Source organism: Streptomyces sp. NPDC088157 (assembly GCF_044741545.1).
Taxonomy (GTDB): domain Bacteria; phylum Actinomycetota; class Actinomycetes; order Streptomycetales; family Streptomycetaceae; genus Streptomyces.
In genome coordinates, this window is record NZ_JBIUSU010000004.1 from 523,311 (window position 1) to 544,395 (window position 21,085).

Genomic DNA, 21,085 nt, shown 5'->3' on the forward strand with positions numbered 1-21,085 from the left:
CGACTTCTGAAAACGTTTTAACTTCACTCCACTCGACCCTTGAGGGGAGGAGACTCTGTGGCGACGTTGCTGCGTGAGAACCCCAGTAAGACGGAAGAGAGTCAACTGTCCCGTCGTCCTTTCCGGAGCCGGAGCGAGCGAAAACGTTTTCAGAACAGGCGCAGTCGGACGCTGTTCCTGCTCATGCTGCCGGGGCTCGCCTACTTCCTCGTGTTCCACTACGGCGCCCTCGTCGGCAACGTCATCGCCTTCAAGGAGTACGTGCCGTTCGACGGCATCTGGGGCAGCCCGTGGGTCGGCCTCGGCAACTTCCGGCGGATGTTCGAGGACGCCGAGTTCTGGGACGCGGTCCTCAACACGCTCTGGATCGCGGTCCTCCAACTCGTCTTCTACTTCCCCGTCCCGCTCGGTCTCGCGCTGCTCCTGCACAGCCTCACCTGGACCACGGTCCGACGCTTCGTGCAGTCCGTGGCCTATCTGCCGCACTTCATCTCGTGGGTGATCGTCGTCGCCCTCTTCCAGCAGGTGCTGGGCGACACGGGCATGGTCAACGGCTACCTCGGCGACGCGGGACTGCACACCGTCGACATCATCGGCAACCCCGACGCCTTCCGCCCGCTCGTCGTCGCGCAGGTGATCTGGAAGGACGCCGGCTGGGGCACGATCATCTTCCTCGCCGCGCTCTCCCAGGTCGACGAGCAGCAGTACGAGGCCGCCGCGATCGACGGCGCCGGGCCCTGGCGGCGGTTCTGGCACATCACCCTGCCCGCGATCCGGCCGGTGCTCGTGCTGCTGCTCGTCATGCGGCTCGGCGAGATCCTCTCCGTCGGCTTCGAGCAGATGCTGCTCCAGCGCGACGCCGTCGGTCCGCAGACCGCCGAGGTCATCGACACCTTCGTCTACTACCAGGGCATCGTCGGCGGCGACTACGGATTCGCCGCCGCCGCGGGCCTGTTCAAGGGCCTGGTCGGCGCCCTGCTCGTGTACGCGGCCAACAAGGTCGCCCACCGCCTCGGCGAACAGGGGGTCTACAGGTGAGTGCCCACGTCCGGCCCGGCTGGATGGAGAAGCCACGGCCCGCGACCCAGGCCGCGAAGGCCCTCGCCCTCACCGTGGTCGTCCTCCTGGTCTGTGTGCCCTTCCTCGTCATCGTGTCGACCTCACTGGCCGCCCCGCGCGAGGTCGTGGCGAACGGCGGCTGGGTGCTGTGGCCCGAGCACCCCACCCTGGAGGCGTACCGGGACATCCTCGACGGCGGCATCGTCACCCACGCCCTCGCCGTCAGTGCCGGCGTCACCCTCGCCGGCACCGCGCTCAGCCTGGCGTGCACCGTCACCCTGGCCTACGCGCTCTCCCGCCCCGACGTCTTCGGCGCCCGACCGGTGCTGCTGCTGATCCTGTTCACCTTCCTCTTCCCACCGGGCATGATCCCGGGCTTCCTGCTGGTCAAAGAGCTCGATCTGCTGAACAGCTACGGATCGCTGGTCCTCCCGGTGCTGGTCAACGTCTTCAACCTGGTCGTGCTGCGCGGCTTCTTCCAGGGCATCCCCGAGGAGCTGTACGAGGCGGCCCGCCTCGACGGCGCGGGGGACTGGCGGGTCCTGTGGTCCGTCGTGCTGCCGCTGTCCAAGGCGGCGCTCGCCGTGGTCGGACTGTTCTACGCGGTGGCGTACTGGAACTCCTGGTTCTACGCCTCGCTCTACCTCGAGAGCGACCGCTGGCCACTGCAACAGGTGCTGCGCACCTATGTCGTGGCCGGCTCCGGCCTCACCGACACCACCACCGGCGAGGCCACGGTCAACGCGCCGCAGACGATCCAGATGGCCGTGCTGGTGATCGCCACCGTGCCGATCCTGCTCGTCTACCCCTTCCTCCAGAAGTACTTCACCAAGGGCGTGCTCACCGGCGCCGTCAAGAGCTGAACACTCCAAGAGCCGCACGCAGAAAGGTCATTCGTCATGCCCAGCATGTCCCGACGCACGCTGCTGCGATCCGTGGCCGCGGGAGGCGCCGCCGTCACCGTCCCCGGCCTGCTCACCGCCTGCTCCACGGGTTCGGACGACAAGGACGTCTCCAACGCGGGCAAGGACCTCGCCCCCTGGCCCGCCTACGCGGTCGGCGCCGGGCCCCGGCCCGACCTCGCGCCCACCGACACGGGCGTCCAGGCCGGTTACACGTCCTACCCCTCCTCGCTCGCCACCTCGGTAGCGCGGACGCCGGGCGACGGCTCGACCGTGAAGGTCCTGACCGTCACCTTCGGCACCCCGCCCAAGGGAGCAGCCCAGAACCAGTACTGGCGGGCCGTCGAGAAGGCCCTCGGCGTGAAGATCGAGTTCACGGTGGTCCCGCAGGCCGACTACCAGAAGAAGATGGCCACCGTCATGGCGGGCGACCCCGACTCGCTGCCCGACGTCATCAACGTCTTCGGCGGGTTCACCCTGCCGCGCGAGGCCCAGTTCGTGCAGCGCAGGGCCGAGGACCTGACGCCCCACCTCTCCGGCGAGGCGGTCAAGGACTACCCCAACCTGGCCGGCGTCCCCGCCCACGCCTGGCGCGACATGGGGCGCATCGGCGGGCGGCTCTACGGCATCCCCCTCGAACGTCCGCTGCCCGGCTCGACCCTCTGGCTCAACCAGGGTCTGTTCACCGAGGCCGGCATGGAGTCCGGGTGGACCTCCGAGGACTTCGCGGCCGTCGCCCGCAGGGCCACCCACGACAAGCGGTACGCGCTCGGCGCCTCCGTCGGTTCCCTCTTCGGCAACGCCGTCCACGCCGCCGCCCACAACGCCCCGAACGCCTGGGCTGTCGACAAGAACGGCACCTTCCATCCCCACTACGGCGACGACCGCCACCGGGCCGCCGTCGCCTTCCAGGCCCAGCTGCGCAAGAACGGGTCCTACCACCCCGACGCCACCTCGATGTCCCAGGTGGACCTCGGCACCCTCTACCTCAACGGCACCGTCGCCGCCCTCCAGGACGGCTTCGGCGCCTACCAGACCCGCTACCCCGACGCCGAGGGGCTGCTCACCCCGGCGCCCGCCCTGCCGTACAGCGTCGACGGCGCCCCCGGCGGCATCGTCGCCGCCCGCCGCTCCTTCGGCTACACGATCATCAAGAAGGCGGGGAAGGAACGCGTCCAGATGCTGCTGCGCCTCCTCGACCACCTCGCCGCCCCCTTCGGCACCAAGGAGTGGGAACTGGTCCACTACGGCCTGGAGGGGGTCCACTTCACCCGCGGCAAGGACGGCGCCCCGCGGCAGACGAAGCTCGGCGAGGTGGAGAACGTCTCCAACCTGCCGTTCCGCTATCTGGCCGAGGGCCCTCAGGTGCTGTTCCTGCCGGGGCTGCCCGATGCCGTACGAGCCCTGCACACCTGGCAGCAAACAGTGGTCCCGGTCGCGATCCGCAACGCCTCCTTCGGTCTCAAGTCCGCCACCGAGACCTCCCAGGGCGCCACCCTCAAGGCCCTGATGGACGACACGGTCACCGCCGTCATCGCCGGCCGTGCCCCGATGTCGGAGTACGACGAGGCGGTGCGGAAATGGCGCTCGCGCGGCGGCGACAGAATGGCCGGGGAGTTCGCCGAGGAGTACGACGCCAACACCTGAGTCGGCGGCGGCAGCGGCGGAACGGACACGGGCGAGGGGAACGGGGTACGACATGACGGCACAGGGACGGGTGACCATCCGCGAGGTGGCCGAACGGGCGGGCGTGTCCGTGGCCACGGTCTCACGCGTGCTCAGCGGCAACTACCCGGTACCGCCCGCCACCCGCACCCGGGTGCTGCGCGCCGCCCGGGCCCTGGACTACGTCGCCAACGCCCACGCCCGCGCCCTCGTCGGCGGCGGACGCAAGACGGTCGCCGTCGTCGTGCGCCAGGTCACCAGCCCGTTCTACGCCCAGGTCGCCGAGGGCGTCGAGGCGGAGGCCGCCGGCCACGGATGGCTCTGCCTGGTCGGGACCACCGGCGGGGACCCGCAGCGCGAGCTGGAGTTCGTGCAGCTCATGCGGGAGGAGGGTGCCCGGCTGGTGATCCTCGTCGGCGGGGTCGTCGAGGACGACGCCTACCGTGAACGCGTCGCGCACTACGCGCAGGCCCTCGCCTCCGCCGGGGCCCGCCTGGTGCTGTGCGGACGTCCGGCCCCCGACCCCGACATCCCCGCGCTCGTCGTCGAGTTCGACAACGAGGCCGGGGCCCGCGCCATCACCGGGCACCTGCTCTCGGCCGGCCACCGCAGGATCGTCTTCCTCGGCGGACTGCCCGGCAACACCGCCCTGGACGCCCGGGTACACGGCTACCGGGCCGCCCTCGCCGAGCACGGCCTCCCGCCTACGGCCGCCCACGTCGTCGACTGTGGTCTGGGCCGGGCCGCAGGACTGCGCGCGATGACCGAACTCCTCAAGGAACGACCGGAGTTCACGGCTGTCTTCGCCGGCGACGACATGGTCGCGGCCGGTGCGCTGCGCGCCATCGCCGAGGCCGGACTGCGCGTCCCCGACGACATGTCGGTCGTCGGCTACAACGACATCCCGCTCGCCGAGGACTTCAGCCCGCCCCTCACCACCGTGCGCACGCCCGCCGAGGAACTCGGCCGCGCCGCCGTGCGGATCGCCCTGCGCGACCCCGAACAGGCCGCGGCCACCCACCATCTGCTCGGCACCCACATCGTCGTACGCGACAGCGTCGCCGCGCCCCCACCCGGGCGCGTCCACTGACCGACGGAGGAACCGTCCCCGTATGACCGCGCCGCACCTGTCGGCCGACGCCGGCCAACTGCCGTCCCCCGACCCCGACCTGTCCCCGCACACCGGCTACACCCGCGCCCACTGGGAGGCCACCGCCGACCGGCTGCTGGCCGCGATCCGGCCGTACGCCACCCCCGGCCTCGCCCAGTACCGCCTGCCCGGCCGCACCAGCCACTCCGGCGCCCGGTCGGACGGCCTGGAGGGGTACGCCCGCTCGTTCCTGCTCGCCGCCTTCCGGATCGCGGGCTCGGGCGGAGCCGTCGGCCCCGCACTGATCGAGCGCTACGCCACCGGACTCGCCGCCGGTGTCGACCCCCGTCATCCGGAGCACTGGCCGCCCATCACCGACCGCGGCCAGCCCATGGTGGAGGCCGCGTCCATCGCCGTCGCCCTGCACGAGACCCGCCCCTGGCTCTGGGACCGACTGTCCGACCGGACAAGGGAGATGACGCTCGTCTGGCTGGGCGGGTTCGTCGGCGCCACCGCCAACGACTCCAACTGGCGGCTGTTCCAGGTCATCACCGAGGAGTTCCTCGCCTCCGTCGGCGGTCCCTGCGACCGCGCCGAGATCGACGCGGGACTGGACCGCCTCGACGACTGGTACCGGGGCGACGGCTGGTACACCGACGGCGAAGGCCGCAAGTTCGACTACTACAACGCCTGGGCCCTGCACCTCTACCCCGTCCTCTGGGCCCGCATCGCCGGCGCCCGCGCGGACCCCGCCCGCGTCGCCGGCCACCGTGCCCGCCTGCGCGAGTTCCTCGGCGTCCACCAGTACTTCTTCGGCTCCGACGGCGCCCCCGTCCACCAGGGACGCTCCCTCACCTACCGCTACGCCACCGCCGCCCCGCTGTGGGCGGGCGCCCTCGCCGACGCCCACCCCGCTGCCACCCGGCCGCACCCGCCGCCTCGCCTCGGGCGCCCTGAAGCACTTCACCGACCATCAGGTGCCCGACGCCCAGGGCTTGTTGCGCCTCGGCTGGTACCGGCCCTACCTGCCCGTCACCCAGCCGTACTCGGGACCGGCCTCCCCGTACTGGGCGAGCAAGGCCTTCCTCGGTCTGCTGCTGCCCGCCGACCACCCGGTGTGGACGGCGCCCGAGGAAGCGGGCCCCGTCGACACGGCCGACCGGCACCTGACCCTGCCCGCGCCGGGATGGCTGCTGCACTCCACGGCCGCCGACGGGATCGTCCGCCTGGTCAACCACGGCACCGACCGGCTTCCGCCCCCGCCCGCCCCGTCCGACGACAGCCCGCACTACACGGCCTTCGCGTATTCCACCGCGACGGCCCCCGAGACCCCGCCCCCCGGCGAACCGCCCGGCCCCGACAACCGCATCGCCCTCTTGACCCCCGCCGGCCCCTCCCGTCGCGGCCGGATCCACCCGCTGTACGCGGACGGCCGGCGCGCGGCGTCCTGGCACACCCCGCTCGTCCCGGACGGCGACGCACGCACGCGCATCACCACCGCGAGCGTGGTGCGCGGGCCGTGGGAGATCCGCGTCCACCGCGTCGAGGCCCCCGCCGGCACGCCCGTCCGGGAAGGCGGCTGGGCGGTGGCCTGCGACGACGCCCCGCCGCTCGCGCGGACGGGCGGGTCCTGGGCGGCGGTCCACCGCACCGACGGTCTGACCTCGGCCCTCGTCGGCCTCTCCGGCTGGGACGACGCCACCGCCGAGGTGAGCCGGGCCCGCGGCCACAACGCCTACGGCGACCACTCGGCCGTCCCGGTCCTCACCGTGCCGCACCCGGGCGGCACGCTGTCGCTGGCCACGCTGGTCGTCCTCACCGCGGACCCACTGGTGTCGGCGGACGTCCGGACGGGAGCGGGCGCGGTCCCCCTCTCCGACGGCACCCTGGAGGTCCGGTTCCCGGACGGCACGACCGAGACGGTGGCTCCCGCGCCCGATCGGGAGTGACGGGGCCGGGTCCGCTGCCGGGTCCCGTGCCGCGCGGAGCAACCGGCGACCCCGGTCCCCGGCCCGGCCGCGTCGTCACTTGCGGCCGGGCCGGGGGAGCGGGCAGGGTTCCGTGCCGTGCCCACTTTGCTGATCGTCCATCACACCCCCTCGCCCCACTGCCAGGCGCTGTTCGAAGCGGTCGTCTCGGGCGCGACGGCGCCGGAGATCGAGGGCGTCCGCGTCGAACGGCGGGCCGCCCTCGCCGCGACCGCGTCCGACGTCCTGGCAGCCGACGCCTACCTGCTGGGCACCCCGGCCAATCTCGGCTACATGTCCGGCGCGCTCAAGCATTTCTTCGACCAGATCTACTACCCGTGCCTCGACGCCACTCGCGGCCGGCCCTTCGGCTACTACGTGCACGGCGGCAACGACGTCACCGGCGCGGTCCGCGCCGTCGAGACCGTCACCACGGGTCTGGGCTGGCGGCGCGCGGCCGAGCCGGTCACGGTCACCGGGGAACCCGACAAGGCGGACGTGGCGGCCTGTTGGGAGCTGGGGGCGACGGTCGCGGCCGGGCTGATGGACTGACGGGCCGGGGACCGTCGTACGTCAGTGGCCGCCCAGCCCGGGCAGACACGCCCCGTCGAGGGTGCGCCCGACGACCTCCGCCGTCGCGTGACCGCTGCTGTCGATGGTCCCGTTGACGCACACCGGGCCCTCCCCGCCGCCGACGAGCATGTCGTGCAGGGGCACCCGGACTTCACCCTGCACCTCGATCTGGCGCGCTTCCAGACCGAGCGCTTCGGCGGCGGCCGTCCGCAGACCGTCCGGCGTGGTTCCCTTGGCCACGAGCCGCCGCAGGACCTCGGCCAGCGCCGTCGCCCGCGGCTGGGCCACCTCCCGTTGCTCGGCGGTGAGGGACCGGGCCTGGCGGTAGGCGTGGTTCTCGGCGACCCGCTGGTCCCAGTCGGAGGTGATGCACGGCGACGGCGAAGCCAGGGTGTCCTCCGGCGGCGGGCACAAGCCCTTCGCCCGGGCGGAGGCCGTCGCCGCACCGGCGGTCCGGGGGTCGCTCGACGGGTCGGCGCAGCCGGCCGCGAGGACGAGCAGGGCGAGCAGGACCGGGGCGCCGAGCCGCCGCCGTAGCCGAGTTTGTGTCATGCATCGATCATGGCAGGCGGGTATGACACGGCGGTCGGGAACAGGGGAGCGGGAACCGGCTCAGTTCCAGAGCGGGTACGTCACCACACGCGCGAACTGCTCCGGCCTGTCTCCGAGATAGGTGAGGGTGATCCGGCTGTAGTGCTGCACCTGCGGGTGCTTCTTCCACGGCTGCGGCCGGTCCAGCTTCACGACGACGGCGTACGGGTGGAAGTGTCCCGCCGCGCAGTAGGGATCGCAGTCGTTGACGACGTTCACCCCCGTGGCTCGCGCCGAGCCCGGGCCCCACCTGTCCCAGTGCAGCGAGACCAGTCGGCTGTTGCCGTCGCCGCACGCCAGTACGAAGTCGCCGGGCCGCACCTGAGGGTGCCAGAAGCAGTCGACCAGCACCGGCGCCGTGGCCTGCCGTACCGCGGCCGTGCGCGCCGCCGGCGGCGACGTGGCCGGCGCGGCCGAGGCCGAGCCGACGGCCGCCGTGAGGCCCAGCGCCGCACAGAGCATGACCGCTGTTCTCGTTGTGTGTCGCATGTCCGCTCCCGCCCGACCGAACCGGGGGCCGTCTGGGTGCCGCGCCCCGGTGAGATTCCCTACCGACGCTACGACGACAAGCGGAAGGGGACCACTCGAACGGCTCATGCCGCGATGCGCGACGGAGACCACGTCGTCCGCGCTAGGAGATGTCCGCCCGCGCCCCCTTGTGCGCGCCCGCGGCGCCTGCCGAGCCCGCCCCGTCGGTGCCGCCCTGCGCCGGGCCGTCCGTGACGATCACGACGATGTCGTCCGCGCGGCTCCAGACCCGTATGCCGGCCTTGGCCGGATTGAGCCGGACGCCGTGTCCCGCCGACGTCCCGGTGGGGTCGTGACAGCGGTAGCCGATCGCGCACTCGCGCCGGTCGCGCGCCGCCGCCACGACCGTGGCGAAGGACGCGGGACGGTCCGGAAGAACATAGTGATGTGCCGGACGCAGCCGCAGCGCGCTGCCGCCGGCGGCGAACAGTGCCTCGAACACTCCGGCGAGGAGTCCGTTCTGCGCGACCTGCGCCATGAGGAGCCCCGTCAGCTGCCCGCCGACGACCGCCTCGGAGCCCGGTCCGAGCGGGGCCAGGGCCCGGTTGCGCTCGTCGGCGAGTTCCGCGACCACCGACACCGTCCGCCCCGCCTCCTGCGCCAGCGACCGCAGGATCAGCAGGACGACCAGGGTGCGGTCGTCCGGCCGGTCGGCGTCGTCCCCGGTGTCCGGCGCGAGCACGATGATCCGGTCGTAGGAGTTCGGGTCGAGACCGCGCAGGGACGACGGGTCGGTGGGATCGGCGGTCCCGAAGGTCACGGTGAACCCGGTGGCGAGCGCTGCATCCCGGCGCGGTTCCGGCAGCGTCGGCGGCACGTGCTCCGTCGGGTCCGTGACGACGTGGAGGACCGAGCCCGGCCGTGCGCTGTGGCGCAGCCGGTCGATCAGGTGCGGCGCCCGACGGCTCCAGCCCAGCAGCAGGAAACGCGACGGCTCGTCCGGGCCCGCACCGTGCGCGGCGCGCGTCGACGGCGCCACGAGATGCCGGGCGTCCTCCCACCGCGGCGTGTCGCCGTCCGGTGCCACGACCACGAGGCGGTCTCCGGGAGCGATGACGGTCTCCGGCGGCGGGTTGAGCAGGGGAGTGCCGTCGGCCTGCATCAATCCGGCCACGGCGGCCGTGGCGCAGTCGAGCAGGACGTCGCCGAAGCGACGTCCCGCGAGCTCGGGAGCGGCGGTGATGTAGAACTCGTCGCCGTCGAAGTCGAGGAGCTCCCGCAGCACGGGCGTCAGGCCCGGGTGGAGCGCGGAGTGCGCGATGAGCCCGGCCGCCGTCCGGTCCGACTCCAGCACGATGCCCCGCGGTCCCGCGGCCAGGCCGGCGGCGGTGCGGTACCGCTCGTGCCGAACGCAGGCGACGACCGGTGGGCCCGCGTGCTCGCCGAGGACCGCGCGCAGGGCCAGCAGGGTCCGTACCGTTTCGGCGTCCCCGGTGGCATGCGCGCCCGGCAGGACCAGCACCGCGTGTGCCGACCCCGGACTCACCAGCCCGAGCGCGTCGGGATCGGCCGTGGAACCGCTGCGGCAGATCAGCCGCGTGGTGCCGGTGGGTCCGAGCGCGGCCGCGAGCGCCTCCTCCATCTCCGTCTTGTCGCGGTCGGCGAGCACCACGACGGCGCTCCAGCGCTGCTCGGCGCGCGCCGCGACCAGCTCGCCGACCACCGTGAACACCTGCTCCGACCAGCCGAGCACCACCGAGTGGCCCGTCTCCACCACCGTGGAGCGCCCTCGGCGCAGTTCGGTGAGCCGGTCGGTCAGGCCGGTGGTGACCAGCCCGATCAGGGTCGACACGTACAGCAGGGCCACCAGGCCCAGCAGCACGGACAGCAGCATCCGCAGCGGGGCGCCGGTCGCCGCGCCCAGCCGCAGGGTCTCCGCGCTCACCCGCCACACCGCGGCCAGCCGACCCGACAGCGAACGGGGTGAGGAGGGGTCCGTCCACACCATCAGGGCGCTCGCCGGAATCACGATGCCCAGGCAGGTCACGGCCAGCCAGCCGACGAGTCTGCCGGTGCTGCGGGCCAGTGTGTTGTCGAACCGGTAGCGCATCCGGTCCCGCAACGAAACCGGCTCCCGCCGCTGTCCTTCCACCGAGCCCCCCGTGTCCTGCCGCCGACTCCTGTCGCCCCTTGAACTCGCAGGTTGCTGTGCGTCGTGCCGCGACACGCCGTGAGGGTGCCCGCTTTCACCCTTTCGGGGAGGAGGGCCGTCCCCACGGCTGAAAACGTGCGCCCAGCAGGACGGATCCCCAGTCAGGCATGGTCATTTCAAGCCGTTGTTTTGGCATTCCCATGACAAAACGAGGCACGCAGTGCCACGCTGCTGCCGAAGTTCACCATTCCTTCACGCCCGCATCATGCGGGGCATCCCCCACTCACCCCCCACCTCCTTCCACCCGCCTGCCGTGCAGCGCTCCGGACCGGCCCCATCCCGTCGGTCCGCCCCCACCTCGGTCCCCACCACGGGCCGACCGTCGCACAGAAGGAGAACCCGTTGCCCCGGCGACACCGCCCCACCCTCCGGCGCAGACGCGCCACCGCCCTCGCGCTGACCACCATCGGGACCCTGCTCGCCCTCGGAGCCCCCGCCGGCACCGCGGGCGCGGCCCCGGCCGCCCCGGGCCCGGCCAAGATCACCGCCGTGCCTCGCGCAGGAGCCGCCGCGGCGCCCCTGTCGGCGGCCCGCCGCGCCTCACTGATCAAGAGCGCGCAGACCGCGGCCGGCACCACGGCCCGTCAACTCGCCCTCGGTGCGCGGGAGAAGCTCGTTGTCAAGGACGTCGTCCAGGACGCCGACGGCACCACCCACACCCGCTACGAGCGCACCTACGCCGGGCTGCCCGTCCTCGGCGGAGACCTGGTCGTCCACCTCAAGAGCAACCGCACGACCGTCTCCAGGGCGAGCGGAGCGACCCTCACGCTGCCGTCCCTCACCCCGAAGCTCTCCGCGTCCAACGCCACCGGCAAGGCTCTCGCGGCCGCCAAGAGCGCCGACGTCACCGGCACCGAGACCGAGCGCGCGCCCCGCCTCGTGGTCTGGGCCGGCGCCACCAAGCCCGTCCTGGCCTGGGAGACGGTGGTCGAGGGCGTCCAGCAGGACGGCACGCCCAGCGAACTCCAGGTCGTCACCGACGCGAGCACGGGCAAGCAGATCCTCGCCGCCGAGAAGGTGCACACCGGCACCGGCACCGGCCAGTACGTCGGTACGGTTCCCGTCGGCAGCACCCTCTCGGGATCGACGTACCAGCTCACCGACGGCGACCGCGCCGGGCACAAGACGTACGACCTGAACCAGGGCACCTCCGGCACCGGCACCCTCTTCACGGACGACAACGATGTCTGGGGCAACGGTCTGCCGTCCAACCGCCAGACCGCGGGCGTCGACGTGGCCTTCGGCGCCTCCGCCACCTGGGACTACTACAAGGACGTGTACGGCCGCAACGGCATCCGCAACGACGGTGTCGCCGCCTACAGCCGGGCCCACTACGGGAGCAGCTACGTCAACGCCTTCTGGCAGGACAGCTGCTTCTGCATGACCTACGGCGACGGCTCGGGCAACACGCACCCGCTGACCTCCCTCGACGTGGCCGCCCACGAGATGAGCCACGGCGTCACCGCCGCCACCGCGAACCTGACCTACTCGGGCGAGTCCGGCGGCCTCAACGAGGCGACCTCCGACATCTTCGCCGCCGCCGTCGAGTTCCACTCGAACCTCGCCGCCGACCCCGGCGACTACCTCGTCGGCGAGAAGATAGACATCAACGGCAACGGCACCCCGCTGCGTTACATGGACAAGCCCTCCAAGGACGGCTCCTCCCGCGACAGCTGGAGCTCCACCCTGGGCAGCGTCGACGTCCACTACTCCTCGGGCCCCGCGAACCACTTCTTCTACCTGCTCTCCGAGGGCAGCGGCGCCAAGACCGTCAACGGCGTCGCCTACGACAGTCCGACCTACGACGGGCAGGCCGTCACCGGCATCGGCATCGAGAACGCTGCCGCCGTCTGGTACCGGGCACTGACGACCTACATGACCTCGTCGACCAACTACGCGGGCGCCCGCACCGCCACCCTCCAGGCGGCGGGTGACCTGTTCGGCGCCTACAGCCCCACCTACCTCGCCGTCGCCGACGCCTGGGCCGCCATCAACGTCGGCAGCCGGATAGCCCTCGGTGTCAACGTCGCCCCGATCGCCGACCAGACCAGCGGCGTCGGCCAGGCGGTCAGCCTGCAGGTGGACGCCTACACCACCAATTCCGGTGCGGGCCTGACCTACGAGGCCACCGGTCTTCCCGACGGTCTGACCCTCAGCGCGAGCGGTCTGATCTCCGGGACGCCGACGACCCTCGGCAACAGCGACGTCGCCGTCACGGTCACCGACGGCACGGGCGCGTCCGTCACGGACACCTTCACCTGGCGGATCGCGTACATCTACGCCACCGCCACCCGCGTCGACATCCCCGACAACGGTGCCGCCGTGGAGTCCCCGATCACCATCGAGGGCCGCGACGGCAACGCCTCCGCCACCACCTCGGTCTACGTCAACATCGTCCACACCTACCGCGGTGACCTGACCGTGGACCTGGTCGGCCCCGACGGCACCGTCTACTCGCTCCTCAACCGCAGCGGCGGCTCGGCGGACAACGTCGACCAGACCTTCACGATCGACGCCTCGGCCCAGCCGCTGACCGGCACCTGGAAGCTGCGCGTCCAGGACCGCGCGTCGATCGACGTCGGGTACATCCAGCGCTGGCAGCTCACTCCCTGACCGCACCCCCCCCACGCCGCCGCCCGGGTCTTTCGAGACCCGGGCGGCGGTGCGTCGGGGGGAAGCAAGCCCTCCGGAACAAATGGGTGTCGACATCGATGGCGCGGACCCCCGTCGGCACGTGATCGTGGAGGAGGCCCGGAACGCCGGGCGACGCCGAGGCCGGCCGACCGCGGCCCGCGGCGTATCCGTCCACGTTCGAAGGAGAACCGCCCATCCACTCTCGCGCAGCGCGACGAACCCGACTCGGCCTCCCGTGAAGGGAGGTGACGCATGGGACACGCTGACACCCTGCTGGCCATGGGCGGCGCCTTCCTCGCCGCGGCCTTCCTCGCCCGCCTCGGCCTGCCGACCATCCCTCTGTTCACCCTCGCCGGCACGCTGCTCGGCCCGCACACCCCGGGCCTCGTCCTGGTGCGGGACGCCCACGACTTCGCAACGGCCGCACGGACACCTCGCGCGGCATCGAGCCGCGCTCGACGCCCTCTACGCCGACCTGACCAACCCCGGCAGGCTCTTCCTCCTGTCCTGCGCCCCGGTGCGCGGCGTCTCGGCCGTCAGGAACCGCCGGATCGTCGGCCTCGACCACGTGGCCCTGGTGGACGGTCCCCGCAACGGCGGCCGTCGCCCGCCTCGGCGCCTACCTGCGGAGGGTCGGGCAGGAGGGTCGGGCAGGACGGCTGAAATAGGGCGGGCCTCAGCCACGCCCGGCCGGGGCGGCGGTCCCGCCCGCGAGCTGGGCCAACGGCGTCCCACGCGCCCACAGCCGCAGCCGGGGGCCGTCGATCAGGAACGTGCGGCCCTCGCGCGAGGCCCACACCTCGTCCCGATGCGTGAACGTGCCCCGGTGCACGACGAGCCGCAGCGGGGGACCGGCCCGCGCGCGGGCCCGCGTCCGAGCCCGGCAGGAACAGGCCGACTCCTCGTCGGGCAGCGGCTCGGCCACAGGGCGGAACGCCACGTCGAGCAGTCGGCCGCGGCCGTCGCGGGCGGCGAGATGAAGGGTGTCGTGCCGGGGAGGCGGCAGCACCCGCCAGCCGTCCCGCCGGAGCATCCGGGCCACGGCGAGCACCAGCTCGGGCATGTCCAGCTCCGCCAGCTCCTGGGCGCTGTAGTACCCGCCCCGCCGCCGGGCGGGGCGGCGGGACCGGCGGCGCAGGACGCAGGCGGCCACCACGAGCGGCACGAGGAACAGCGCGCAGGCCGGCCCGCCGGCCGCGCGGTACACCAGCGCCAGTCCCCCGAGTGCCCCGCACGCGACGACGACCGAGGCGGCGAGGGCCGGCAGGACCTCGCGCAGCCGGGGCCCGTAGCGGCCGGACGCGCGCAGCTCACGCACCGCCCGCCGGCGCCGGGAACGCGCCGACTCGCCGGACGGCGTCCGCTCCCGCCTGCGTGCCATCAGGGTCGGCCCCCCCACCCCATACACAACGATGCGTAAGGGGTTGATACCCGTCGAGTCGGAGATCGCGCCCGTATGCTGCTTTTCCGCCATCGGCTTGGCCGAAGACCGCCGGGCGGGCCGTTGTCAGTGGCGGGTGACAAGCTGCTGGTCATGGACGAGGCTGAGTTCTTGCGGGGCCGGGTGTACGGCGCCGATCACGACGACGCGAGCCCCCGCCCCGAGCGCGCCTACGCGCAACTGGTGGGGGGCCCGCTGGACGGTCTGCTGCTGGACGTCACGGACCGGTCCGATCACGAACTGCGCGAGGTCGCGCTGACCACGGAGATAGGCCGTTACGGACCCGGCGGCCGCGCCCTGTACGGACGACGCGGTGACGACGACCGCCGTTTCGACTGGCGGGGCGACGCACCGGGCGCCCCTTGACCCAGCCCTGGTCCTGTATGCGGTGCCACTTGAGGCACGGCCCGTCGGCGCCGACCTTGCCGGGTCCGTTCAGCACGTACACCCGCGGGTTGCCCTCGCCGGGGGCCGCCACCGACAGGGAGCCGTTGGAGACGCTCTTCACGTCACCCGTGACGGCGTCCGTGTACGTGCCGTTCGGGATACCCGTGAAGCTCGCCCCGCCGGTGACCGTGACCAGCGCGAAGCTGTCCGTGCTCCCGCTGGTGTAGCGGCGTTTGAAGGCCATCCCGCCGGTGATCCCGTCGGTCGAGTACTGGCCCGTCTGGAGGGCCGGTACCGCACGGCGGATCCGGTTCAGCGCTGGAGGTGCTCGACCAGCGGCTGGCCAGGGTGGTGGCGACCGTGCCGCTCGCGCTCGTCACCGTGCCGAAGTCCGAGGCGGTGACGGAACCGGCCAGGTGGTCGCCGAAGTATGCGCGCCCGGTGGACGCCAGCGGACAGCTCGGCCCGCAGTCGATCTGCTTGCCCTTCTGGAACTCGATCTCCGACCCGTAGTAGAGCGTCGGGATACCGCGGAAGGTCCACATGAGCGCCATGTTCTCGGCCCAGGCGTCGGTGCCGCCGCTGTAGCGCGTGTTCGACTTGTTGGGGCCGTAGTCGTGGCTGTCCACGTACACCACGTTGTAGGTGGCGTCGTTGACGCTGTCGTCGGAGTCCTTGCCGTTGCTGAAGGCGTTCTGCGCGTCACCGAAGTTCATGTGCATCCGCATGTCGATGATGTCCATGCCGGAGAACAGGCTGCGGTCGGGCGTGATCCGGCGCAGGGGTGGGGGTTCGGGGTCGCCGTTGCCCGGGGCGACCGGAACGATGGCTTCCATCGCGGGAGGGTGGTCAAATGTGCGAATGTCTACAAGATCCACTCCGACTGGTCGCGTGACGGTGGCCACGCCGGCGGTCCGCCACGGCTGGCACAAGCTGCTTTTCGGCCTTTTCCTGCTCGGGCGCGTGACCCGCATCCCGGCCGCGATGGCCGGCACGACGGAGTCGACCCCCTCGGGCTGGTGGAACGTGCTGTGGGAGGTGCTCCTCCTGGTGCTGGCCGCGTTCGCCGTGAGCGAGTGGGAAATCCTCCATGCGACGTCATGGCGCATGTCCGTGCCGCAGTGGGTCTGCATGGTCATCTTTCACATCGGACTCGTCGGGTTCCTGATGACCCTCATGGCTCGACTGCTCTAGCCCCGGCGTCGCATGACGAACCGTCCGTGACGAGGGCTCGCCGGTACTGGATCGGTGACGAGGCGTCTGTTTGTTCGATCGCACGAACATGGCTTCGATGGGTTACTTCTGTCGCCCGAGCTTGATAGGAAACTTTCCTGTCAGTTGCAGTGCAGAGTCATCCCACCCCCCACTCCTCACCTGGAGCCACTGTGGTGCACATATCCCGGCCGGTCGACGGCCCCGTCCCCACCTCCCGTCGCCTCTTCCTCGCCCTCGCCGGCGCCCTGGCGGCCGCGCCGCTCCTCGACGCCCGCCGGGCGACCGCCGCGCCCGCGGCGAAGGACCTCGACGACCCGGCGAAGAAGGAGATCGCCATGAAGCTGGTGTCGAGCGCGGAGAACTCCTCGCTCGACTGGAAGGCCCAGTACCGGTACATCGAGGACATCGGCGACGGCCGCGGCTACACGGCCGGCATCATCGGGTTCTGCTCCGGGACCCACGACATGCTCGACCTGGTGCAGCTCTACAGCGACCGCAAGCCCGGCAACGTCCTCGCCAAGTACCTGCCCGCCCTGCGCGCGGTCGACGGCAGCGACTCGCACGCCGGTCTCGACCCGAACTACCCGAAGGACTGGCGCAAGGCCGCCCAGGACACGGCGTTCCAGCAGGCGCAGAACGACGAGCGCGACCGCGTCTACTTCAACCCCGCCGTCCGGCAGGGCAAGACGGACGGCCTGCGCGCTCTCGGCCAGTTCGCCTACTACGACGCCATCGTCATGCACGGCGACGGAACCGACTCCACCAGCTTCCGCAACATCCGCAAGCGCGCGCTGACCAAGGCGAAGCCGCCAGCCCAGGGCGGCGACGAGACGACGTATCTGAACGCCTTCCTCGACGCCCGGGTCTGGGCCATGAAGCAGGAGGAGGCGCACAGCGACACCAGCCGCGTAGACACCGGCCAGCGGGTGTTCCTGCGCAAGGGCAACCTCGACCTCGACCCACCCCTGGACTGGAAGGTGTACGGCGACAGCTACCACATCGGCTGAGCGCCCCTCGGTGATCCCGCGCCGGACGCGGCGTGCGGGCCTGCGGCGCGTGGCCGGCCCGGTCCGCCACGTCCGGCGCGGGACCGTCGGGTCGCCACGGGCCGGCCGTACCGTCGGTCACGCGCCGGCAGCACGGATGCGCCGGGTGGCCCGAGTGGCTCACCCTTCCCGGTGCGGACGGCGGTCGCGTCGGCCGCACACCGGCCGACCGCACACCGGCCGACCGCACACCGGCTGGCCGCACCCGGCCCGCCGCACCGGCCGGCCGCACCCGGCCCGCCGCACGGCCGTTCCGGGCCGTACCACGGCGAGAACCACCATGCGCCGACGCGGGGGACCGTGCGGGCTTCGGGTGGCGGCCTCGTCCACCGGCGGGGATAACTGAGTGAGTGGGGCGGCTGGGGCGTACGAGGTCGGTTCGTGGGTAGTCGCGCCGATATGAACGGGGTACTGAAGGCGGTCCGGATGGAACGTGTCCCGCCCGACCAGGGTTCTTCCGTCCCCGACGGGGGCCCTGCGGAGACGACGGTGGCACTGGACGGCCGGGACGGCTGTATCGCCCGGGCGCGCCGGCTCACCGGCGACTTCCTGAGCCGCGTCCGCAGCCGGGAGGGCCTGGCCGTGTCGGCCCGGGCCATGGACCTGTCGCAGCTCGTGGTGAGCGAGCTGGTCACCAACGCGCTGAGATACGCGCCCGGGCCGGTCCTGCTCCAGCTGCGTATCGCCGGCGCCGCGGTGGAGATCATCGTCTGGGACAGCGATCCGGTGCTGCCGGTGCCACGCGCACCGGATCCGACGCGCGTGGGCCAGCACGGCCTGGAGATCGTGCGGGCCGTCGCGGACGACTTCCATGTCGCACAGGAGCCGGTCGGCAAACGGATCCTCGCCCGCCTGGCCCTGTCCGAGGAAGCCTGAAACGGCCCGCCGTTCCGTGACCGCTGAGCGCTCTCAGTCGCCGACGGGGGCCTCGTCGGCGACACGGAACGTGGCCCTGCCCAGGACGAGCACACCGTCGGACAAGGGTGTGCAGCGCACGCCGCCCTTGCCGCGCAGCGCGCGCTGCGCTCCGGGACCGACGGTGACGTCCATCCACGCGCAGGGCCGTGCCGGCCGGTGCACGGCGAAGGCCACGGGGCCGGCGCCGGAGTCCAGCACGATCGTCGAGCCGACGCAGGAGTCGATGTCGACGCCGCGCAGCAGGATGTTGCGGCGCGTCTGGGGGAGGCCGACGGCCGGGTCGATGTGCCGGGGCAGGTTCTCCGCGGACATGATGGTCACCGACGCGTCCCTGTGGGCCGGGCGGCCGTAGTAGCGGTCGCCGACCAGTCCGAGACCGCGGCGGACCTGGACCTGAGGCACGAGTTCGTCGGCCGGGCCGTCCGACGGTCCGGCCGCGGGCCGCCCGGCGAACCGGTGCGACGCCGACACCAGCAGCTCCATCACCTCGACCTCTGTCATGGACCCACCCTAGGCCGGAGGCCGGGGCACGGCGGCGGCCGGTACGTCGCGACTGCGCGTACCGGTCGCCGCCGGCTGACTCGTGTCAGGGCTTGAGAGGAAGGCTTGCGCAGTTGGACGTGGCGGGCCTGCCGTCGAGCCGGTCGGTCAGCCAGGAGATCGCCTCGCCCTGGTCGACGAGCAACGGGGTGAAGTGGTTGATCAGGGAGTTGCCGAGACCGGGCAGGACCAGCGGCTTGTAGGTGACGTCGGCGCCCTTGGCGCACCACGCGACGGCGAGGGCGCGCGCCTGGGCGTGCGGGACCAGGTTGTCGGCGGTGCCGGTCGCCACCCGTACCGGAGACGCCGGCTCGAGGGTGCCGATGCGCTGGTCGGCGAGGAAGGACTTGAGGGCCGGCTCGGACTGGATGATGTCGCTGAGGGAACGCCCGTCCGTGGTCCAGGTGGTGCTGCTCGCCGAGTTGTAGGAGAGGAGCGCATCGCCCACGCACATCGTCGAGAGGTCCTTGAGCGCGGCACGGCCCGCCGCGTTCAGGTGCGCTTCGGCGATCGGCACGAGGGCGGGATCGGACTCCAGGAAACCGTTCACCGACCAGCCGAGCGCGCCGGCCAGATCGCTTCCGTCGATGGCCTTGGTGACGGCGACCAGGTCGGCCGGCGGAGCCCCGGCATAGGTCCCGGCGAGGGTGACGTCGGGGGCGTACGAAGGCTGGAGTTCGGCGGCGGCCGCGGTGGCTCCGCCGCCCTGGCTGTAGCCGTACAGCGCCACCCGGGAGGCGGCCGTCAGCGACGCGGCGTCGAGGGATCGGGCCGCGCGGACGGCGTCCAGGACGGCGTGGGCCTCGTCCACCCGGTTGACGTAGGTGTGCAGCCGGTCGGTCGTGCCCAGTCCGGTGTAGTCGGTGACCACGACGGCGATGCCCCGGGCGAGGAGCCGGTAGATGGCCAGGTCCTCGTAACCGACGGACAGCGTCCGGCCGTTGACGAGGAGTGGGTGTTCGAGGCCGAGGGAGGCGGCACACTGGTCGCCCTGGCCCATCGTGCCGGGGGCCACGGCGACCAGCGGCCGCGGTCCGGCGCCCGCCCAGCGGGCCGTCGGTTCGATGTAGGCGCCGGTGACCGCCATGGGCCGGCCGGCCGAGTCGGTGGACTTGTACATCAGGCGGGTCGCCGTGCCGGGCAGCGGCCCTTCGATACCCGGCAGGCTCAATGCCAGGGGGAGCGGTTCGGAGCGGATCAGGGCGCCGTCGGCCGCCGGAAGGGTGGCCGGCGGGTTGTAGAACGTGGGGATGGTGACGCCGCGCGAGACCACGGCGTCCGGCTGCGGGGTCGCTTCGGCGGGTACTGCGGTGACGCCGAGGCAGGCGGCAGCGGTGACGGCTGCGGCCAGCAGGCGGGTGGGGGCGGGCATGGCGGACCTCCGGAAAGGTGGGAGGCCGAGCCTTCGTCTGCGGCTCGGGTGGCGGACGGCCCGGTGGGGTACGGACCGTGACGACCGAGCGGCGCGAGGCCTCGGTCGCCCACCGCTGCCCGCACCGCTCTTAGACGAACTGTCAGGACCGTAGCGAGGGATTGGTTACCTCGGGTAGCGGTCGGTAGGTTACGGTTCAGTAATATGACTGCCCGGTAGCAAGTCCGAAGCCTTCACATCGCCGATCACACACATCACGGCGAACGCCCATAAGCGGTCCATTGGCGACAATCACTGACATGGCAGGACCGCGGGGTCGGGTGTCGCTAGCGTCCCGAGCCATGAACCCCGACCGCACGCGCGGCGCGCAACTCGGCGACCACGGCTCCCGCGACGACGCCTTCGTGCCGGCCCCGCCCGGCACCCACCACTCCTCGACGCAGACGGCGACCGCGAGCGGCAGCGCCAGGATCACGCAGAAGAACACACAGTTGAAGTTCTCGATCCCGGTGATCGGACCCCTGCTCAGCCTGGCGTTCGCACATCCGCTGATCGCCGGACTCACCGCCGTGGCGGTCGTCGGGGGAGGAGGCGCGGCGCTCACGGCCGGCCTGCCCGACTCGGGCTCCTCGCCGTCGACCGCGTTGGTGCGCGGCTTCGTCATGGAGCAGTCGGACAGTCAGAAGGCGCCGACCGGTTACGACTTCACGCACACACCGCCCGTGGTCGCCGACGCCGGCACGGACGCCCTCTACATCCAGGGCGGCTCCCTGATGTCCACCAGCGGCGAACTGGCCTCCTGGGGCTCGTCCCAGGTGCCCACGGCGGAGAGCTGCCGGAAGGCCGTCGCCGAGAACCCGGTACGGCAGACGGCCGTCTCCATCGGGTACGCGATGTGCTACCTCGACCGCAACGGCGACCCCGGCTACCTCACCGTCACCGCCTCCGACACCGACTCGGTCACCGTCGACACCGCCCACCTGGGCTGACCCGACCGCCGCCAAC

17 protein-coding genes and 3 pseudogenes are annotated in these 21,085 nt (G+C 72.2%); 13 read left to right on the forward strand and 7 right to left on the reverse strand.

Annotated features, from left to right (window positions below):
- The first annotated feature begins 183 nt into the window (after positions 1–183).
- The 6 genes and pseudogenes from ACIPFH_RS18220 (at position 184) to ACIPFH_RS18245 (ending at position 7,235) form a co-directional block, all read left to right on the forward strand.
- Positions 184–1,038: an ABC transporter permease gene (locus ACIPFH_RS18220; RefSeq protein WP_401827585.1), complete on the forward strand. Its 855-nt coding sequence runs from the start codon at positions 184–186 to the stop codon at positions 1,036–1,038.
- Complete coding sequence (locus ACIPFH_RS18225; protein ID WP_401827587.1) at positions 1,035–1,922, forward strand: carbohydrate ABC transporter permease; 888 nt, start codon at positions 1,035–1,037, stop codon at positions 1,920–1,922. Before ACIPFH_RS18220 ends, ACIPFH_RS18225 begins: the two co-directional genes overlap by 4 nt.
- Positions 1,923–1,958: 36 nt before the next feature.
- Entirely contained in the window at positions 1,959–3,608 is a 1,650-nt protein-coding gene (locus ACIPFH_RS18230) for an extracellular solute-binding protein (protein ID WP_401827589.1), read from the forward strand.
- A gap of 52 nt (positions 3,609–3,660) precedes the next feature.
- Positions 3,661–4,716 carry a LacI family DNA-binding transcriptional regulator gene (locus ACIPFH_RS18235; protein WP_401827591.1) on the forward strand — a complete coding sequence of 352 codons (1,056 nt, stop codon included), beginning with the start codon at positions 3,661–3,663 and terminating at the stop codon, positions 4,714–4,716.
- Positions 4,717–4,738: 22 nt separating this feature from the next.
- Positions 4,739–6,665 (forward strand): annotated as a pseudogene (locus ACIPFH_RS18240) (DUF2264 domain-containing protein).
- A 117-nt stretch (positions 6,666–6,782) separates the two neighbouring features.
- Positions 6,783–7,235 (forward strand): flavodoxin family protein, encoded by a 453-nt coding sequence (locus ACIPFH_RS18245; protein ID WP_401827593.1) that lies wholly within the window; start codon positions 6,783–6,785, stop codon positions 7,233–7,235.
- A 21-nt stretch (positions 7,236–7,256) separates the two neighbouring features.
- Here ACIPFH_RS18245 and ACIPFH_RS18250 read toward each other — a convergent pair whose 3' ends face one another.
- The 3 genes from ACIPFH_RS18250 to ACIPFH_RS18260 all read right to left on the reverse strand — a co-directional run bounded on the left by ACIPFH_RS18250 (position 7,257) and on the right by ACIPFH_RS18260 (position 10,425).
- Positions 7,257–7,808, reverse strand: coding sequence for a precorrin-3B C(17)-methyltransferase (locus tag ACIPFH_RS18250; RefSeq protein WP_401827595.1), 552 nt, complete (start codon positions 7,806–7,808; stop codon positions 7,257–7,259).
- A 60-nt stretch (positions 7,809–7,868) separates the two neighbouring features.
- On the reverse strand, positions 7,869–8,336 hold the full coding sequence (locus ACIPFH_RS18255; protein WP_401827597.1) for a hypothetical protein: 468 nt from the start codon (positions 8,334–8,336) through the stop codon (positions 7,869–7,871).
- A 142-nt stretch (positions 8,337–8,478) separates the two neighbouring features.
- Positions 8,479–10,425 carry an NAD-binding lipoprotein gene (locus tag ACIPFH_RS18260; RefSeq protein WP_401828063.1) on the reverse strand — a complete coding sequence of 649 codons (1,947 nt, stop codon included), beginning with the start codon at positions 10,423–10,425 and terminating at the stop codon, positions 8,479–8,481.
- Between the two features lie 444 nt (positions 10,426–10,869).
- On the opposite strand from ACIPFH_RS18260, the gene ACIPFH_RS18265 reads away from it, so the two are divergent.
- Positions 10,870–13,140 (forward strand): M4 family metallopeptidase, encoded by a 2,271-nt coding sequence (locus ACIPFH_RS18265; protein WP_401827598.1) that lies wholly within the window; start codon positions 10,870–10,872, stop codon positions 13,138–13,140.
- A 273-nt stretch (positions 13,141–13,413) separates the two neighbouring features.
- Positions 13,414–13,575, forward strand: a pseudogene (locus ACIPFH_RS18270) (cation/H(+) antiporter); the annotation flags it as partial.
- A gap of 262 nt (positions 13,576–13,837) precedes the next feature.
- Here the strand turns inward: ACIPFH_RS18270 and ACIPFH_RS18275 are convergent.
- Positions 13,838–14,542, reverse strand: a complete 705-nt coding sequence (locus tag ACIPFH_RS18275; protein ID WP_401827600.1) for a hypothetical protein — start codon at positions 14,540–14,542, stop codon at positions 13,838–13,840.
- A gap of 153 nt (positions 14,543–14,695) precedes the next feature.
- Here ACIPFH_RS18275 and ACIPFH_RS18280 point away from each other — a divergent pair, with 153 nt between their 5' ends.
- Positions 14,696–14,968, forward strand: coding sequence for a hypothetical protein (locus tag ACIPFH_RS18280; protein ID WP_401827601.1), 273 nt, complete (start codon positions 14,696–14,698; stop codon positions 14,966–14,968).
- Between the two features lie 28 nt (positions 14,969–14,996).
- On the opposite strand, the pseudogene ACIPFH_RS18285 reads toward ACIPFH_RS18280, so the two are convergent.
- Positions 14,997–15,756 (reverse strand): annotated as a pseudogene (locus ACIPFH_RS18285) (alpha-amylase); the annotation flags it as partial.
- Between the two features lie 124 nt (positions 15,757–15,880).
- On the opposite strand from ACIPFH_RS18285, the gene ACIPFH_RS18290 reads away from it, so the two are divergent.
- The 3 genes from ACIPFH_RS18290 (at position 15,881) to ACIPFH_RS18300 (ending at position 18,126) form a co-directional block, all read left to right on the forward strand.
- Positions 15,881–16,183, forward strand: a complete 303-nt coding sequence (locus ACIPFH_RS18290) for a hypothetical protein (RefSeq protein ID WP_401827603.1) — start codon at positions 15,881–15,883, stop codon at positions 16,181–16,183.
- 191 nt (positions 16,184–16,374) lie between these two features.
- Positions 16,375–17,211, forward strand: a complete 837-nt coding sequence (locus ACIPFH_RS18295; protein WP_401827605.1) for a chitosanase — start codon at positions 16,375–16,377, stop codon at positions 17,209–17,211.
- A gap of 465 nt (positions 17,212–17,676) precedes the next feature.
- Positions 17,677–18,126: an ATP-binding protein gene (locus tag ACIPFH_RS18300; protein ID WP_401827606.1), complete on the forward strand. Its 450-nt coding sequence runs from the start codon at positions 17,677–17,679 to the stop codon at positions 18,124–18,126.
- Between the two features lie 33 nt (positions 18,127–18,159).
- On the opposite strand, the gene ACIPFH_RS18305 is transcribed toward ACIPFH_RS18300, so the two are convergent.
- Both ACIPFH_RS18305 and ACIPFH_RS18310 read right to left on the reverse strand, forming a co-directional pair.
- Complete coding sequence (locus ACIPFH_RS18305; RefSeq protein ID WP_401827608.1) at positions 18,160–18,669, reverse strand: molybdenum cofactor biosysynthesis protein; 510 nt, start codon at positions 18,667–18,669, stop codon at positions 18,160–18,162.
- A gap of 85 nt (positions 18,670–18,754) precedes the next feature.
- Entirely contained in the window at positions 18,755–20,080 is a 1,326-nt protein-coding gene (locus ACIPFH_RS18310) for an alpha/beta fold hydrolase (protein ID WP_401827610.1), read from the reverse strand.
- A gap of 341 nt (positions 20,081–20,421) precedes the next feature.
- Here ACIPFH_RS18310 and ACIPFH_RS18315 point away from each other — a divergent pair, with 341 nt between their 5' ends.
- On the forward strand, positions 20,422–21,069 hold the full coding sequence (locus ACIPFH_RS18315) for a hypothetical protein (RefSeq protein WP_401827611.1): 648 nt from the start codon (positions 20,422–20,424) through the stop codon (positions 21,067–21,069).
- Positions 21,070–21,085 lie beyond the last annotated feature (16 nt).

What these genes read in the sequence shown, in the direction of transcription:
- ACIPFH_RS18220 (WP_401827585.1), top strand. Translation starts at nt 184, where the DNA reads ATGCTGCCGGGGCTCGCCTACTTCCTCGTGTTCCACTACGGCGCCCTC.
- ACIPFH_RS18275 (WP_401827600.1), bottom strand. Translation starts at nt 14,542, where the DNA reads ATGGCACGCAGGCGGGAGCGGACGCCGTCCGGCGAGTCGGCGCGTTCC.
- ACIPFH_RS18255 (WP_401827597.1), bottom strand. Translation starts at nt 8,336, where the DNA reads ATGCGACACACAACGAGAACAGCGGTCATGCTCTGTGCGGCGCTGGGC.
- ACIPFH_RS18315 (WP_401827611.1), top strand. Translation starts at nt 20,422, where the DNA reads ATGAACCCCGACCGCACGCGCGGCGCGCAACTCGGCGACCACGGCTCC.
- ACIPFH_RS18250 (WP_401827595.1), bottom strand. Translation starts at nt 7,808, where the DNA reads ATGACACAAACTCGGCTACGGCGGCGGCTCGGCGCCCCGGTCCTGCTC.
- ACIPFH_RS18310 (WP_401827610.1), bottom strand. Translation starts at nt 20,080, where the DNA reads ATGCCCGCCCCCACCCGCCTGCTGGCCGCAGCCGTCACCGCTGCCGCC.
- ACIPFH_RS18230 (WP_401827589.1), top strand. Translation starts at nt 1,959, where the DNA reads ATGCCCAGCATGTCCCGACGCACGCTGCTGCGATCCGTGGCCGCGGGA.
- ACIPFH_RS18260 (WP_401828063.1), bottom strand. Translation starts at nt 10,425, where the DNA reads ATGCGCTACCGGTTCGACAACACACTGGCCCGCAGCACCGGCAGACTC.
- ACIPFH_RS18280 (WP_401827601.1), top strand. Translation starts at nt 14,696, where the DNA reads ATGGACGAGGCTGAGTTCTTGCGGGGCCGGGTGTACGGCGCCGATCAC.
- ACIPFH_RS18305 (WP_401827608.1), bottom strand. Translation starts at nt 18,669, where the DNA reads ATGACAGAGGTCGAGGTGATGGAGCTGCTGGTGTCGGCGTCGCACCGG.
- ACIPFH_RS18235 (WP_401827591.1), top strand. Translation starts at nt 3,661, where the DNA reads ATGACGGCACAGGGACGGGTGACCATCCGCGAGGTGGCCGAACGGGCG.
- ACIPFH_RS18300 (WP_401827606.1), top strand. Translation starts at nt 17,677, where the DNA reads ATGGAACGTGTCCCGCCCGACCAGGGTTCTTCCGTCCCCGACGGGGGC.